At 50.4% G+C, this 15,895-nt stretch carries 14 protein-coding genes; 2 read left to right on the top strand and 12 right to left on the bottom strand.

Annotated elements, in window-relative coordinates; all coding sequences use genetic code 11:
- Positions 1 to 244: 244 nt before the first annotated feature.
- The 11 genes from AC07OI_RS14540 to AC07OI_RS14490 form a co-directional block, all read right to left on the bottom strand.
- On the bottom strand, positions 245 to 1,699 hold the full coding sequence (locus AC07OI_RS14540; RefSeq protein ID WP_495257734.1) for a sigma-54-dependent transcriptional regulator: 1,455 nt from the start codon (positions 1,697 to 1,699) through the stop codon (positions 245 to 247).
- Positions 1,696 to 3,486: a two-component system sensor histidine kinase NtrB gene (locus tag AC07OI_RS14535; protein WP_495257733.1), complete on the bottom strand. Its 1,791-nt coding sequence runs from the start codon at positions 3,484 to 3,486 to the stop codon at positions 1,696 to 1,698. Before AC07OI_RS14535 ends, AC07OI_RS14540 begins: the two co-directional genes overlap by 4 nt.
- Positions 3,483 to 3,743, bottom strand: coding sequence for a PP0621 family protein (locus AC07OI_RS14530; protein WP_492703454.1), 261 nt, complete (start codon positions 3,741 to 3,743; stop codon positions 3,483 to 3,485). The genes AC07OI_RS14535 and AC07OI_RS14530 overlap by 4 nt, the downstream gene beginning before the upstream one ends.
- Positions 3,740 to 4,549: a cytochrome C assembly family protein gene (locus tag AC07OI_RS14525; protein ID WP_492703453.1), complete on the bottom strand. Its 810-nt coding sequence runs from the start codon at positions 4,547 to 4,549 to the stop codon at positions 3,740 to 3,742. The genes AC07OI_RS14530 and AC07OI_RS14525 overlap by 4 nt, the downstream gene beginning before the upstream one ends.
- 69 nt (positions 4,550 to 4,618) lie before the next feature.
- A complete protein-coding gene (locus AC07OI_RS14520; RefSeq protein ID WP_495257732.1) occupies positions 4,619 to 5,968 on the bottom strand; it encodes a sigma-54-dependent transcriptional regulator in 1,350 nt (449 codons plus the stop codon).
- A 31-nt stretch (positions 5,969 to 5,999) separates the two neighbouring features.
- Positions 6,000 to 7,820: a sensor histidine kinase gene (locus AC07OI_RS14515; RefSeq protein ID WP_495257731.1), complete on the bottom strand. Its 1,821-nt coding sequence runs from the start codon at positions 7,818 to 7,820 to the stop codon at positions 6,000 to 6,002.
- Positions 7,821 to 7,826: 6 nt separating this feature from the next.
- Positions 7,827 to 8,285, bottom strand: coding sequence for a cache domain-containing protein (locus AC07OI_RS14510; protein WP_492703450.1), 459 nt, complete (start codon positions 8,283 to 8,285; stop codon positions 7,827 to 7,829).
- 57 nt (positions 8,286 to 8,342) lie between these two features.
- Positions 8,343 to 9,140 carry an ABC transporter ATP-binding protein gene (locus tag AC07OI_RS14505; protein ID WP_495257730.1) on the bottom strand — a complete coding sequence of 266 codons (798 nt, stop codon included), beginning with the start codon at positions 9,138 to 9,140 and terminating at the stop codon, positions 8,343 to 8,345.
- A gap of 1 nt (position 9,141) precedes the next feature.
- Positions 9,142 to 9,960: an ABC transporter permease gene (locus AC07OI_RS14500; protein WP_495257729.1), complete on the bottom strand. Its 819-nt coding sequence runs from the start codon at positions 9,958 to 9,960 to the stop codon at positions 9,142 to 9,144.
- 93 nt (positions 9,961 to 10,053) lie between these two features.
- On the bottom strand, positions 10,054 to 11,025 hold the full coding sequence (locus AC07OI_RS14495) for an ABC transporter substrate-binding protein (protein ID WP_495257728.1): 972 nt from the start codon (positions 11,023 to 11,025) through the stop codon (positions 10,054 to 10,056).
- 189 nt (positions 11,026 to 11,214) lie between these two features.
- Complete coding sequence (locus AC07OI_RS14490; protein WP_492703446.1) at positions 11,215 to 12,363, bottom strand: ABC transporter substrate-binding protein; 1,149 nt, start codon at positions 12,361 to 12,363, stop codon at positions 11,215 to 11,217.
- A gap of 413 nt (positions 12,364 to 12,776) precedes the next feature.
- Between AC07OI_RS14490 and ffh the strand changes: the two genes are divergently transcribed.
- The gene (ffh, locus tag AC07OI_RS14485; RefSeq protein WP_492703445.1) at positions 12,777 to 14,144 is read left to right on the top strand and encodes a signal recognition particle protein; all 1,368 of its coding nucleotides are present in this window, start codon (positions 12,777 to 12,779) and stop codon (positions 14,142 to 14,144) included.
- Between the two features lie 555 nt (positions 14,145 to 14,699).
- Positions 14,700 to 15,116, top strand: a complete 417-nt coding sequence (locus AC07OI_RS14480; protein ID WP_495257727.1) for an SWIB/MDM2 domain-containing protein — start codon at positions 14,700 to 14,702, stop codon at positions 15,114 to 15,116.
- 118 nt (positions 15,117 to 15,234) lie between these two features.
- Here AC07OI_RS14480 and AC07OI_RS14475 read toward each other — a convergent pair whose 3' ends face one another.
- Positions 15,235 to 15,891, bottom strand: a complete 657-nt coding sequence (locus AC07OI_RS14475; protein ID WP_495257726.1) for a hypothetical protein — start codon at positions 15,889 to 15,891, stop codon at positions 15,235 to 15,237.
- Positions 15,892 to 15,895: the final 4 nt, after the last annotated feature.

Below are 15,895 nucleotides of genomic sequence, written 5' to 3'. Positions count from 1 at the left end.
CAAAGCACAGAAATGCGTAAGTTCAGCCGAGAGCGGCCACTAACGTGCAAATACATGCTAGGAGCAGGGTCTTGCAAGCCCATGACGAATGCACACAAAAAGGAAATAAGAAAGTGAGGCAATAAGATCAATGAAGCGAGGACGATGATGGTCTTGCGGCTAAGACTATCCCGCGCAAGTGGGTGCATGAGAAGTCAGGCACATGCGGCCTGACTCGTCATCAAAGATAGAAACAGGTAAATGATTATTCCTGTATCTTCAGTTTCTGTATCTGATAACGCAGTTGGCGGAAGCTCACACCCAGCAACTCTGCCGCCTGGGTGCGGTTGTTGCGGGTCTGGTGCAAAGCACGACGTATCATTTCGCGCTCTACGTTTTCCAGATAATCGGGAAGTGAACAGGGCAAGCTCGGCGCTGAAAATACATCCAGCCCGGCAACAGGTAGGGCAACTGGCGCAACATGCCCGTTATTAATGACTACCTCGGTAGGCACCGGCTGCACGATGGGTAAGTCAGGCATTTTTCTGGTGCCGCGCAAAGCCAGGTCGGTTACTTCGATGCAGCCATCGTTAGCAAATGCAACGGCACGTTCCAGTATGTTTTCCAGCTCGCGCACATTGCCGGGAAAATCGTAACTGATCAGGGCATCGATTGCCTCGACTGACATATTAATATCATTGCCAGTCAGTTTTTTCAGGATATTGCTCGAGAGTTCGACGATATCTTCCAGCCGTTCGCGCAAAGGTGGCAAGTGTAATTCGATGACATTGAGGCGATAATATAAATCTTGCCGGAAGCGCCCTTCTTCTACACAGATAGCCAGATTCTGGTGGGTAGCACTAATAATACGTACATCTACCGCTTCTTCCACGGTAGCCCCCACCTTGCGCACCCGTCTTTCCTGTATGGCACGCAATAACTTGACTTGCATGGGTAGAGGCAGGTCAGCCACTTCATCGAGCATCAGGGTACCGCCATTGGCGGCCTGAAAAAAACCTTCCCTGTCATCAGCAGCGCCGGTAAATGCCCCTTTTCTATAGCCAAAAAATTCGGCCTCCATCAAAGTCTCGGGAATCGCACCGCAATTGACGGCAATAAAGGGCTTGTCAGACCTGGCACTACTGGTATGTATTTCCCGGGCGGCCAGTTCCTTGCCGCTACCAGACTCACCAGTAATGATGACAGGCGCCATGCTACGTGCCAGACGACTGATCTGCGCCCTCACTTCTTGCATGCCTTGCGACTGGCCTATCATGAAAGAGTTGGCAGGGATGCTCAACTTTTCCGGCGTCGTCAGTTGTACTTTTTGAACCTCATTGGTTTGCAGCGCAGACCTGACCAGCTTACGCAACTGATCCAGGGCAACCGGCTTGGAGACATAATCGAAAGCACCAGCCTTTAAGGCAACCACGGCATTGTCGGCACTGCCGAAAGCAGTAATCACGGCGATAGGCGTATTCTTATAGAGGGCATTCACTTCCTGCACCAGTTCCATGCCAGAACCATCAGGCAGGCGCATGTCTGTCAATACCAGAGCATAGCTGCGCTTGCTCAGATGGGCACGTGCCAATGCCAGGGTTTCTGCACTGTCTACATCCAGCCCCATTTTGATGAGCGTAATCTCCAGCAATTCGCGCAGATGCGCCTCATCATCCACTACCAGGATGCGAGGACAGACCACAACTTCATTCATACTCATGCACTATATCCAGAGAAATTAATTACAAAACGCCCGCTGGGCTCGCTCTTGCCTTCTTCGGTTTCTTCAACGCGATATTCATAATCAAGCAAAGCATGGTTATTCAAACACAACTCCCTTGCCATATACAAGCCAAGACCGGTACCCATACGCGATGTAGTATAAAACGGCTCAAACAGATGGGAGCGGACTTCGTAAGGAATTGCCGGACCGTCATCTTGTATATGCAACTCTTGCCGGCCGCTACTATTAATATAGGCAAACAGTTTGATACTACCCGTTTGCCCGCTGGCATAGCGTATTGCATTCGACAAAAGATTTAACACCACTTCACGCAAATGACTGGGATCAAAGTTCACCAGGAAGTTCTTGTCTTTAACGACGACAATAAAGTTGGTAGGCAAATTGCGGGTTTCTACAAAATCCCTGACCATTTCTTCAATCTGGTCCATAACCTGATAAGGCTCCACATCCGATTGTGCCTTGCGTGAGAGCTTCAGGATATCTTCTATGAGCTGATTCAAACGTGCCACATTATCATCAACAATCTTCAGCAGGCGTTGTGCCTGCTTGTTTTCCTGGCCGGGATGACCCAGGTCTTCATTCAATAGTGAGGCGGCATAAGAAATTGATGACAGCGGATTACGCACCTCATGGGCGATACTGGCCGTCAGGCGTCCCATGGAAGCCAGCTTCAGTTGCTGCGCCTGATTTTCTATATCTGATACATCTTGCATGAAGATGATGGTATAGCTGCCATTACGTTCCTTGAGGCCACCCGCATTGACCCCCTTGATTGCGACAAAGCGCAGTTTCAGATGCGTCACAAAGTGTGGGCGCTCACGCTCCGTACGTTCCCTGGTGGCAGTATCGGCTGCCATTTCGCCCAGTTCCGGCTTAGGATCATCGAGATAACAGCGTATGGAAACGAAGGAAATTTCTTCTTCTTTGCGACGGTCAGGCAGACTGGGACGCGCCTGCATATTATTGAGCACTTCAACAATCGGACGTAAAGCCGCAATGCTGCCCAACTCTACCCCTATCATTTCCTTGCTCAGATTCCCCCCCAGCATACGTGCTGCAGCGGGATTGATTTCAAACATGCTGCCGTTTTGGTCCAGCACCAAAATGCCATCACCCATGTCGGCAATCACCAGTTGGTTGATGGCTTGCTGTATGGCCAGCGCATTACCGCGCTGCACTGCCAGTTGCTCCTGATTGATGAGATTGTGCGCCAGCCGGTTGACCACAGACACCACAGCAAAATAGGCTGCGCCATATAAGCCTGATTGCGAAAAGGGTGCCCCGTCTGCCAGTTGCAGATAATGATAAACACTCTCTCCCAATAAAAACAGGACGACGATGGAAGTAAAAAAGAAAGACCAGAGCAGGGGGCTCAGTATCGCTGCACCTGCCAGCGGGAACAAATACAGGATACCCAGGCCGCTCTTGTTACCACCACTCGCCAGATACATGGTTGAAATGATGATGATGTCCAGCAGTATCTGGGTGCTCAGTTGCCACATGAAACGGCGTGGGTACAGTTGCTTGAGCACCACAAAGCCTATGGCCACTGACAAATAAATCAGGCCTATGTCCCGACCGAACAAAGGTTCACTGGTCCAGATATCTTTGCCACTGCGCAAACTCAGCAAGATCAGCAAACTGGCGGCCACCACAATGCGTGAAGCATTCAGCGTTTGCAGTGAACGCCAGAAAGAATGCGATGGCTCAGATGCTGCTGCGCGGTTTTCAGGCATCAGCAGGGTGTCGTCAGGCAGGCTCATGCAAGGTCAGCATGCTCTTGACTGCAGTACACTTGCCCGCCACGTTGCACGGCTTCTGATGCTGGCAAATAAATCTGGCAATGCGCGCAACAGACCATGGTTTCGGCTGATTCAGTATTCCGTGGTCCAGCATTTTCCGGGCCTGCAGGGCTTCCCGGATACCCGCTACTACCAGACCCGGCACTGGGTGGCTGCATTTTCTTTTTCAAGGCCAGGATGATCAGGACCAGCAAGCCTAACCAGAACAGGATTCTCATGACAGGCTCCTGTGCAACAAGACTTCCAGCACGAAGCGGCTACCGACATAGGCCAGCAACAAGGTGATAAAGCCTGACAGGGTGAAACTCAATACCGTCTTGCCACGCCAGCCACGCCAGTAGCGCCCTGTCAACAAAATGGCAAACAAGAGCCAGGACAAGAGTGAAAGCAGGGTCTTGTGATCCCATTTGAAGGCGACGCCCAGTACCTGTTCTGAAAATATCACGCCCGACAAAACAGTCAGTGTCAATAAGACAAAACCAAGCAGCACAAAACGAAACAGTATCTTTTCCATGGTCAGCAATGCTGGCAGTCTGTCTATCAAGGCATTCAGCCATTCCGCCTTCTGAGCTGTGCGCAATTGATGCAAGTGCTTGTCTTGCACCGTCATGACGACTGCATGAAAAGCCGCTATCGTCAGCGTGCTATAGGCCAGCATGGCAATCACCACATGCCAGGGGAACATGGCAGTCTTGCCAGCCAGAGCAATCAGGCTACCAGGGAAGAAACTGGGCAGGACAGCCATCATGGCAGCATTCGGCATCAGCAACAGGCGCAAACCGTCAAGAGAGGCATTGCGGTTTTCCAGCCAGCACACAAAGACCGAGACCCATAGCGCAGCTGACAACATGACAGCAAAGCCTACCCTGAGCGCATGGTCAGGAAAAATAGTCAGCCATAAAGCCACGCCATGCGTCAGCCAGGCCAGTGCACTGACGACATTCGTGAGCGTCAGCCAGCGTCCTGGCAGGACTATGCTCAATATATATAAGGCAGCGGCAAGAAATGATAGATAGATTTGCATGGGACAAGTTTACACCATGTCGCCTGAAAAGTTGGATTATGCATGTTCAGCAGTTTCCACAGGCCCGCTCTATCCTGTCACCGGATTGATCGGCGATAAAGTTTTTTGATATTTTTTGATCTTGTCGTACAGGGTTTTCTTGGGGATGCCCAATGATTCCGCTGCTGCAGCCACATTACTGGCATTCTTTTCGAGCGCAGCCTGTATCAGGCTGGCTTCATACACATCCAGTTTTTCAGGCAGGCTGGAGGCAGCAGCTGATTGGGTTTGTTCACTTTGCAAAGCTGGCAGATCAGCAAATTCAGCCACACCCAGCACCAGTTGATCAGCAAAATTGCGCAACTCACGCACATTACCCTGCCAGTCAGCCTGCATCCAGTGCTGCATTTGTGCGGCTGACCAGGCTGGCACCTGCTTTTGATAACGCAGGGCCGCCCTTTGTACAAAATACGAGAGCAATAAGGGAATATCTTCACGCCGCTCATTCAATCTTGGTAAATGCATGCTGATGACACTGAGGCGGTAATACAAGTCTTCGCGGAACTGTCCTTGCGCGCTGAGCTTGAGCAAATCCACTTTTGTTGCGGCAATAATGCGGCAATCCAGCGCGATTGATTGATTACCCCCCAACCTTTCCAGACTGCGTTCTTGCAAAACCCTGAGCAGTTTGATTTGCAGGTTCAGCGGCATACTTTCAATTTCATCAAGAAATACCGTGCCACCATGCGCATACTCCAGCTTGCCTATACGGCGTTTCTGGGCGCTGGTAAAGGCACCGGCTTCATGACCAAAGATTTCGCTCTCGAATACAGATTCAGGCAGGGCACCACAATTGATGGCCACAAATTCGCCTTTACAGCCACTGGCCAGATGCAATTGTCGCGCCACCACTTCCTTGCCGGAACCGGTCGCGCCATTGATCAATACATCGACCTGGGTTGGCCCTATGCTTTGTATGAATTTCCTGACTTTTTCTATTTGCGGGCTTTGGCCTATCAAATCTGGCGTCGCGGAATGATTTAGCCAGGACAATTTGAGCTTGCGGTTTTCCATGACCAGCCGCCGCTTTTCCTGGGCGCGCAGGCAGGCATCGAGCAATCTTTCAGCCGCAAAAGGTTTTTCCAAAAAATCATAAGCGCCGTGGCGCATGGCCTCCACCGCCATGCTGACATCGCCATGGCCGGTGATGATGATGACGGGCAGTTCGGCATCGATGGCCCGCACCTTTTCCAGAACCTCCAGTCCTGACTTGCCGGGCAGGCGTACGTCAGTAACAATAATGCCGGCATAGCCATCCTTGATATAGGCATCTGCCAGCTCTGCACTGGCACAGGCCTGCACCTCAAAACCACCGAGCTCCAGCGTCTGGGTCGTTGCCAGGCGCACTGCCTGTTCATCCTCTATTAATATAGCGAGCATTTGAGTCATACTGTTTCCTTACTATATGCAGTCATGCGCGATCAGCCAGCGGGATGCAGACTGTAAATTCAGCACCACCGTCTGGACGGTTATTCGCTACCAGGCTGCCATTCATTGCCTGCACGATGGAAGAAGAGATCGCCAGCCCCAGGCCCAATCCTTGGCCAATTTCCTTGGTGGTAAAAAACGGTTCAAACAAATGACCGGCGACATGCTCGGGTATGCCAGTACCACTGTCGGCAATTGTGATCCTTGCCATCCCCTGCTCACTACCAAGTCTGACATCGACTTCCTTGACACGGCTATTTTCTACTGCATCCAGCGCATTGCGTATCAGGTTGATCAAGACTTGTTCTATCCTGACGGTGTCACCCAGCACCTTGACAGCTTCGGCAACATACACTTGCAGGATAACGCCGCGCCTGTCGGTCTCGCTGCGCAACAAGCTGACAGCAGACTGGATAGCTGTCTGCACATCCACTTCGGCAATCGCATTCGGACTTTTTCTGGCGAAACCTTTTAGCTGAGCAATGATGCTGCCCATGCGTTCGCTGGCATGACTGATATGTTCAAGGTTGGCCAAAGCCTGCTCTGCCTTGCCCCGGCTCATGAAGGTGATGGCATTGTCGGCAAAGGCACGTATCGCAGTCAGTGGCTGGTTCAATTCATGGGTAATGCCGGTGGCCATCTGCCCCAGCATGGCGAGTTTGCCCGCCTGTACCATTTCATTCTGGGTAGATCGCAACAGGGTTTCGGTCTGTTTGAGTGTCAGGTAACGGCTTTCAAGTTCTGCATTCGCCTGTGTCAATTGCCTGGTGCGTTCAGCGATGTGCAGCTCCAGCTCGTCTGCCGCTTTTTTCAAAGCGCGTTGTGCCAGCCTCCCTTCTTCCAGCCTGCGGCGGCGCTGGTCAAGTACAGCGGCAAAAGCCAGCGTTATCCCCAATATCAGGGCAACTACCAAGGCTGATTGCAAACCCGTCCGCATGACTTTACCCTGATCGGGGAACAACATTAACTGCCAATTCAGGCGCCCTATCTGCCTTTGCAAATATTCGTCATACCCTTTTTTTTCTGCCAGCGGCAATTTGGCAATTGCATCTATATGCTTGCCACCATATTGCAAAGTCGCTTTCAGGTCTTGCTGCACGGCCGGCGTCAGCGTTTGCAGGCTATGATATTTCCAGGATGCGCGATTACTTAAAAACACCACTCCATGTCTGTCGCTGAGTGCAATAGGTTCTTCGCTGCTGCGCCAGGCTTGCTCAAATTCATTCAGGATGATCTTGACGGCAATCACTCCTATCGGTGCCTGCGTCCCGCGCTTGCTACCGGGTGGATAGACAGGCTGGGAAATAAAATAGCCAGGAATATTTGTGGTGTTGCCTATTGCATAAAAATGTCCGGGCTTGACCTGTTTCAAGGCTTCAGAAAAGTAGGGTCTGAAGGCAAAATTCTGCCCCAGATAACTTTGCTCAGTATTCCAGTTGCTGGCGGCGATGGTATTGCCTTGCACATCCATGAGGTAGATTGCAGCAACTTTGGCTTGCTCAGCCAACTCTTGCAAACTCAGGTTCAGAGCCTGTATCTGACTGGCATCGCCCTTTTGCTGCAAGGCTTCTGCCGTCAGCGGCAAATAAGAAATGGCGAAGGGCAGGGTTTCATAACGCTCCAGCACAGACTCAATATCAAGGGCAATGATCTGTAACTGCCGGTCACCAGCCTGACGGCTGTTGTCCCTGGCGATGCTGACAGCCACAAAATAGCTGGCGACCACCAGTGCGATGCTCGCCGCTGCAACGCAGATAAAAACCAGGCGCCGCCCACGGGCATTTTCGGTAGGCGGCGCCGTCACAAGTTTTTACTTATAAATACCGCAGTTGATAACAATGTCTTCATACTTTTCAAAGTACATGGATTTTTGTTCTATCTGTTTAGAGACAGGGTTGACGAACTTATAGTCTTGCCAACCCTTGCCCTTGGTTTTGGCAAGCTCCATACGCTCACGCACAAACAGCTTGCCATCGGCATCTTTTAAATCCATGAGGTCCTTGCCCTGCATCTTGGCATTCGCGCCGTGAGCCAGATTCTTGCCATTCATATCATTGATCGTGACATACAGGTCGCGGTCACGGAAAGGGCCTTGCAGATTATTGACATCAGCAAAAGTCTTGTCCCTGCCATTCGCCTTGATACTGGCAATCACTTTTTGCACCATGGCGACGGCCTCGGGGGCCGTGCCATGGGTGCTTTGCGCCTGACTGGACGCGCCCAGCAAGAAAACCAATCCCGCTACTACAATTCGTGCGAATTTCAGCATGATGTCTCTCCTTATGTTTTTTATGGGTACGTCCAGTTACTACTTTCTACTTGTTGATCAATCTACTGCCGCCATCTTCAGCTCATCATTATGGTGTCTTTGCTGTTCTTCCATGACCAGTTGTCCCAGTTCTCGCTTCAAGGCATTGAAACCCGGGTCAGAAGGATCACGTGAGCGTGGCAATTCAACGATCAAATCTTTTTTCACCGTGCCTGGCCGGTAAGTCATGACGACGATACGGTCAGCCAGATAAATTGCCTCTTCTATACTATGGGTAACGAAGATAATGGTTTTTTTCAGTTCTGACCAGATGCGCAGCAACTCGTCCTGCAGATTGCGGCGCGTCAGGGCATCCAATGCACCGAAGGGCTCATCCATTAACATAATAGGCGAATCCAGCGCCAATACACGGGCAATTGCAACGCGCTGCCGCATACCGCCAGACAAATCCTTGGGGAAACGTGCTTTAAAATCGCTCAGACCCAGCATAGCCAGCAGGCTGGCGACACGCTGCTGGATTTCTGCCTTGCCCATGCCCTTGATTTCCAGGCCAAAGGCGATGTTCTGTTCAACCGTCATCCAGGGAAAGAGTGCATATTCCTGAAACACCATGCCACGGTCCGGACCAGGGGCGCTGACTTTCTGCCCATTTGCAATAATATGACCAGAAGTTGGCAAAGAAAAACCGGCAACCGCATTCAGCAAAGTCGACTTGCCGCAGCCTGAAGGACCTAGCAGGCAGACAAACTGGCCTTCCGGTATCTCCAGATTGATATCCCGCAAGGCTACGACTTCTTTATCCGCTGTCTTGAAAATCTTATTCACAGCTTCAATTTTAATATGGGTAGGGTTCATCTCAGTTCTCCAGTCCACGGTGCCAGCGCAGCAAATAATTATTCAGTTTATTCATCGCGATATCGATCATCAAGCCAAGAAGTCCTATGCTGTACATTCCCGCAATAATTTTTGAGGTCCAAAAATATTCACGTGCTTCCAAAATGCGGAACCCAAGTCCATTATTAACAGCAATCATTTCTGAGACGATTACGACAATAAAAGCTGTACCTATACCAATACGCACACCGGATAAAATATAAGGGACGGCAGCTGGCAGCATCACTCTGGTGAACATAGTCATTTGACTTGCCCCCAAGTTGCGGGCAGCCCTGATATAGATACCATCAACATGACGAACGCCAGCGATGGTATTCATCAAAACTGGGAAAAATGCGCCCAGCGCAATGAGAAAAATAGCTGGGGCATTTCCCAAACCAAACCACAAAATCGCCAAAGGAATGAAGGCAATCGGTGGTATTGGACGATGCAACTGAACCAAAGGATTCAGCAGCGTATACACAAACTGATTTGCCCCCATGAAAAGGCCTAGAGGTAAGGCCAGACCAGCACCAATCAGAAACCCCACCACGACGCGGTATAAGCTTCCCATGGTATCGCGTACTAGTTCACCTGAAAATATCCATTGCAATATGTTTCCCTGTGCAGCGTCATGAGCCTCTGCCGGAGTTGCATAGGCAATCCATTTTAGTAAAACCTCGCCTGGAGGTGGAAGCATTTGCGGGTTGACCCAGCCATTAGTAGAAAACATATGCCAGATCGCAATCAGAATAACAGGCACAATCAACCCCGCGCCCATTTCACGCCATTTGAATTTCATGATTTTTCCTTCAAGAATTAAGGAGCTGGGTGAGCAGATTTTGCTCAAAAAAGCAGGCTCACCCTTTGCTCAAGCTACAGACTTACCTGATGCTTATTTTATGTTCAAGCTCTTCTTGGCTTGTTCCAGGAGATCGGTTTTTACCCACTCTCTGGCGACTGGCGGCTTGAGCATTTTGCCTACACCGTATTTTTGCATCAGATCAGTAGTGATCTGTATGTGCTCAGCTGTCACGTCATAGGTGTAAGGCGAGTTTTCTATGGCATTGACGAAGTCTTCATGACTGACCTGGCCTTTGAACATGTTTTCACGCACATATTTCTCAGCCAGCTCCTTGTTTTCGATGAAGGTTTTAGTGGCTTCGACAAAGCAGCGCATAAATTTTTCGGCGACCGGACGACGCTCTTTGTAGAACTTCTCAGTCATGACCATGGTGCGCACTGGTTCACCTATCGGTGTGTCATAAGGCTTGATGATTTCATTCCCAAAACCTTTGTTGATGGCCTGGGAAGAATAAGGCTCAGATTGCATGATGGCATCAATATTCTTGCCCAGCAAAGCCTGGTTCAGATCAGGGAAACCGAGGTAAATGATTTGCACGTCCTTGCCTGGCTGATCTGAATACGTCAGACCATGCTGTGACAGTTCGGCTGCCAGCAAGATATCCTGAATACCGCCACGGGTAACGCCAACTTTCTTGCCTTTCAAATCCTTGACCGTCTTCATGCCCAGGTCAGTACGTCCAACCAGGCGTGCACCACCTTTGGCAAAACCGGCCACCAGATAAATCGGTGTACCACTGGCACGGGCAGAAATCACTGCTTCTGAAGACACTGCACCCACATCAAGCTCACCGGCGATGACGGCTTGCATGGCGTCCAGCCCTTTGGCGAATACGCGCTCTTCTACCTTGATACCGCATTTAGGGGCGATTTCCTTGATATAGGACACTGCGCCATAGTGGGCAAATTTCAGATTACCCAAGCGGACAACTTCTTCGGCCTGGGCTGCGCTGGCGAATAATCCTGAAGTAATAACAGTGGCAAGCAAAATCTTTTTGAACATCTTTGTCTCCTGAGTTTTGATTTGATTTTTTCCTACACGTACTGATTAGCAGATATTGTGCCAGCATCAGGATTTTAGTAAACAACTGATTTCATTCAAGTTTTTATACGGACTTGCCAGACTCGATGCGAAAACCCGGATTATGTCCACCGCACGTTCCGTGTTTTCGCACTGGCTTGTTAACATGAACTAGCGCAAAAATTTACCGTCACGACCTATCATCGTCAAATCCACAAACTCACTACCGCTATGATCTCGTTCGCCATAAGTTACTGTAATACCGCCCAGATCCACCTTGTGCATGGATTCCAGTGCACGGATGAGGCCTTCGCGCGTGAGCCCCTTGCCTGCCCGTTTCAAACCTTCTACTAATAATTTGGCAGAGACAAAGCCCTCCATCGCGGCATACGAAGGTGCCACACCATTTTCTTTGGCAATGGTCTTGAACTCCTGCCCCAGGGTACTTGAGACCAGGTGAGGTGCCGGCATGATCTGCGAGACCATGATGCCAGTCGCTACCGGCCCAAGAGAATCGATAAAGGATTGCGAAGCATTATTCGACAAGGTCATGATTTGTATGCTGCTGCCTTTGGCACGCAAGCCACGGATAATTTCTGACACCGTGGTGGCTGAGCCCACAATGATCAGCGCCTTGGCTGGCGATTTGACAACCTCATCAATCGCCTTGGCCACATCCGGCTTTGCCCTGTCATACTTGCTGATCAGAGAGGGTTTTAATTTGAAGCTGTCCATCGCACTGGTAAAACCCGCCAGGCCGTCACTGCCAAAAGTATCATCGACATGCACGATGGCGATATCTTTCAAGCCTATGGTGGAAAACTGTTCCACAGCTTTTTGAACTTCATCCTGATACTTGGCCCTGACATTGAAGACATAGCGGTTAACCGGGTTATGGAACACTGCCGCACCGGTACTCGGTGCCACCAGTGGCACTTTGCTGGACGCCAGGATGGGCAGGATGGCCTGGGTATGCGGTGTACCACGGGACTGGAACAGGGCAAAGACATGGTCTTTCTTGATCAGCGCCTCAGCGTTGGTGGCGGCGATGGCGGGGTCGAACTTGTCATCAACGATATGCAGTTCTATCTTGCGGCCATGCACGCCACCATTCTTGTTGATCTGGTTGAAATAAGCCGCAGCTCCGGCATTCATTTCTTTGACTGGCCCGGCAATCTGCCCTGTCAGCCCCACGGTTTGTCCTATTAATATGCTATTGTCAGTGACGCCTTCCTCTGCCAGGCTATAGCCGGACGAAGCAATCAGGGTGCACAGGGTAAGTATGCGTGGCAAGCGCCAGGCACGATGAAGTCGTCTCATGATTGTCTCCAGATTATTGAGCGTCTATTTTTGAACCGGCGACAAAATCAGACTGACATTGCAGAATGTCCAGCCATCTTTACTTTGTCACAAGCTCTGGGATAGCGCTCTTATTAGCAGACTTCATACCAAGCACGAATGAAGACCCGCACCCTGTTTTTAACTGATTTTTAAAGCAAAATATATCAGTACTATCCCTCATGCGTCTGAAAATCCGCACGGCATTTTGAAATTATTCTGGATTTTCAGAATTTCGCCCGCATCTACTCTGCACATTAGGCGAAATGCCGGACTCTGTCACGGGTTCAGGTAAAATGCCTGCTTGTTGTTATCACTGAGTTGCTACTATCGCCTGTGACAGGCAGCAGTGAACACAGCCCTATTGATTTTTTCTTAACACCCCCTAAGCCAACATGCTCGATAATCTTACCCAGCGCCTAGCCAAAGTCGTCAAGACCATGCGCGGCGAAGCCCGCCTGACTGAATCCAATACCGCTGAGATGTTGCGTGAAGTACGCATGGCTTTGCTGGAGGCCGACGTCGCCCTGCCTGCAGTACGTGAACTGATTGCCCGTGTCAAAGAAAAAGCCATGGGTGAAGAAGTCATTTCTTCCCTGACGCCAGGCCAGGCACTGGTCGGTGTGGTACAGAAAGAACTGGCTACCCTGATGGGTGCCGACCTTGGTGAAGATGCTTCTCAACTGAGTTTTAATTGCCAGCCACCGGCGATCATCCTGATGGCAGGTCTGCAGGGTGCGGGTAAAACCACCACTGTGGGTAAGCTGGCTAAATATCTGCGCGAACAAAAAAAGAAAAAGGTATTAACAGTTTCTGCCGACGTTTACCGTCCCGCCGCAATAGGCCAGTTGCAGACAGTGACATCGCAGGTCGGTGCAGACTTTTTCCCGTCCTTGCCTACCGATAAACCAGTGGACATTGCGCTGGCCGCACTTGATTACGCAAAAAAACATTATCACGATGTGCTGATCATCGATACTGCCGGTCGCCTGGGTATAGATGAAGCGATGATGCAAGAGATTGCTGCCGTCCACGCTGCCGTCAAGCCGATAGAAACCCTGTTCGTGGTCGATGCCATGCTGGGTCAGGATGCCGTGAATACGGCAAAAGCCTTTAATGATGCCCTGCCTTTGACTGGTGTGGTGCTGACCAAGCTTGATGGTGACGCACGCGGTGGTGCCGCCCTGTCAGTACGTCATATCACGGGCAAACCAATCAAGTTTGTCGGTGTTGCTGAAAAACTCGATGGCCTCGAATCCTTCGATGCCACCCGCATGGCCAATCGCATTCTGGGCATGGGTGACATCCTGGCGCTGGTGGAGTCGGCGCAAAAAGGCATGGATGTGGCCGCGGCTCAGGATCTGGCACACAAGATCAAGGATGGCGGCAAGTTCGACATGAATGACTTCAAGATGCAAATTTCGCAGATGAAGAATATGGGTGGCCTGTCTAACCTGATGGATAAATTGCCGGCACAAATGCAGCAGGCAGCCAGCGGTGCCAATATGGATCAGGCTGAAAAACAGGTACGCCGTATGGAAGGCATGATCAATTCCATGACGCCGCAAGAAAGATCCAAGCCAGAATTGATCAAGGCTTCGCGCAAACGCCGTATCGCTGCCGGTGCTGGTGTACAAATACAGGAAGTCAACCGCATGCTTGCGCAGTTTGAGCAAATGCAGTCCATGATGAAGAAATTACGCGGTGGCGGCATGATGAAGATGTTGCGCGGCATGAAGGGCATGATGCCGGGCAAGCGCTAAGTTTTGCCAGATTTTGCTAGAACTCATTTCATAAATAGGGTGAGATGCGTTTGCCTCATAACGTGGGCTGGCAAGGCGGACGAGGCAGTCAATAGCGGTGCTATTGATAACGAGTCCAACGCAGTCCAGCACGCGCTATGAGGCAAACCCTTCGGGAACTGACGATTTGGGCGCATTGCAGCGTTGTGCCCTTTGCTAAGGCAGGAGCCTTAGCTGCAGGTCACGCCTTGCACTGCATCCCAAATCGTCTTGTTCGCACTCATCCTATTTATGAAATGAGTTCTAAATTCCGCTAAATTTTTCTCAGTATTTCTGTTCGCATTTCCCCCTATGGAAAAATGCCGGATAGCAGCCAAAATGGCGCTAATCCGGCATTTTTTTATGCGGAAATCCAACGACAGGCAAATTCCTGCACTTTTTCACTAAAAACCCACAAAAAACACTTGCATCCCTGTAAAAACCGCACCACTATTAGCGATGCGTGAAGTGACGCAATGCAGGAGCTTTTCAAAACGATCAAAGCTCCGTCCACGAAATTTGTGAAGGAGGCTATTTATGGCAACAGCACCAAAGAAACCAGCAGCAAAACCGGCAGCTAAAGCAGCGGCTAAACCAGCAGCTAAACCGGCAGCGAAAGCAGCAGCTCCAAAGGCAGCAGCTAAACCGGCAGCAAAAGCAGCAGCTCCTAAAAAAGCAGCGGCGGCCAAACCAGCAGCAGCACGCAAGCCAAATGCAGCGTTCATGAAACCTATGACTATCTCTCCAGTTCTGGCAGCAGTCATCGGCGCAGCAGCGATTCCTCGTACTGAAGTCACTAAAAAAGTATGGGAATACATCAAGAAACACAAACTGCAAGATGAAGCAAACAAACGCAACATCAACGCGGATGACAAATTGAAAGCCGTTTTCGATGGCAAGAAACAAGTGTCCATGTTTGAAATGACTAAACTCATTTCCGGTCATCTGTCCTGATTTTCAGGAAGAGATTTCCGTAGTTGCTTTGGGAAACTCAAGGGAAGCAGTCAGTCCCATCCCAAACAAAAATGCCCGCATCGCGCGGGCATTTTTGTTTTCTGCCTTTGAATTCGGATTAAAACTTGACGCAAGCCCCAGGCACGGCAGGTTGCTCATTACCCAGAATTTCACCCGGCTTGCGATGCGCGATGCAATAGGTGCCATAAGGCGTCGCTACTTCTGACACTGGCCTGCCATCACCAAGGATCTGCACTTCATGTTTATAGTTTTCACGCATAATGGCAGATGCTGACTTTACCGCCGCACCAAATTTCCCCATCGCCGAAGGCGCTACTTTGGCACTGACCTGATCACGGTACTGAAAATCTTTTTTCAGGCCATTGAAAATCTCTCGCGTATCACGGGTAATGGTAGCTTCTGTTGGGGGACTTGTCCGTTCTTGTTCGACCGAATGAATCGATCCCTGCTTGTCACTGACAGTCGCCTGGTCAGTAACACTGATAGCAGAACTGTGTCGTGGTGCCTGTATGAATTTGCCTTGCCGGGATGGTTCTGCAAAATCCTGTGTTACTGGCAGACGCGGTGTCAGTTTCACTTGCTCAGGCTGTTTCAAAAAAATCAGGCTGCCACTCATTGCCTGAGTCAATTCATCCCTGTGCATCGCTTTCAACTGCGGCCACAGCATATACAAAGCCGCGTGTAACAAGAGGACTCCGAGCAATATACGCCATGCATTCCCTTGAGCAGCCGGGCGATAAGAAACTGCCAGCATGGAT

The sequence above is a fragment of the Undibacterium sp. GW821-FHT07F11 genome, assembly GCF_059418665.1.
This window is presented reverse-complemented; position numbering and strand designations above follow the sequence as displayed.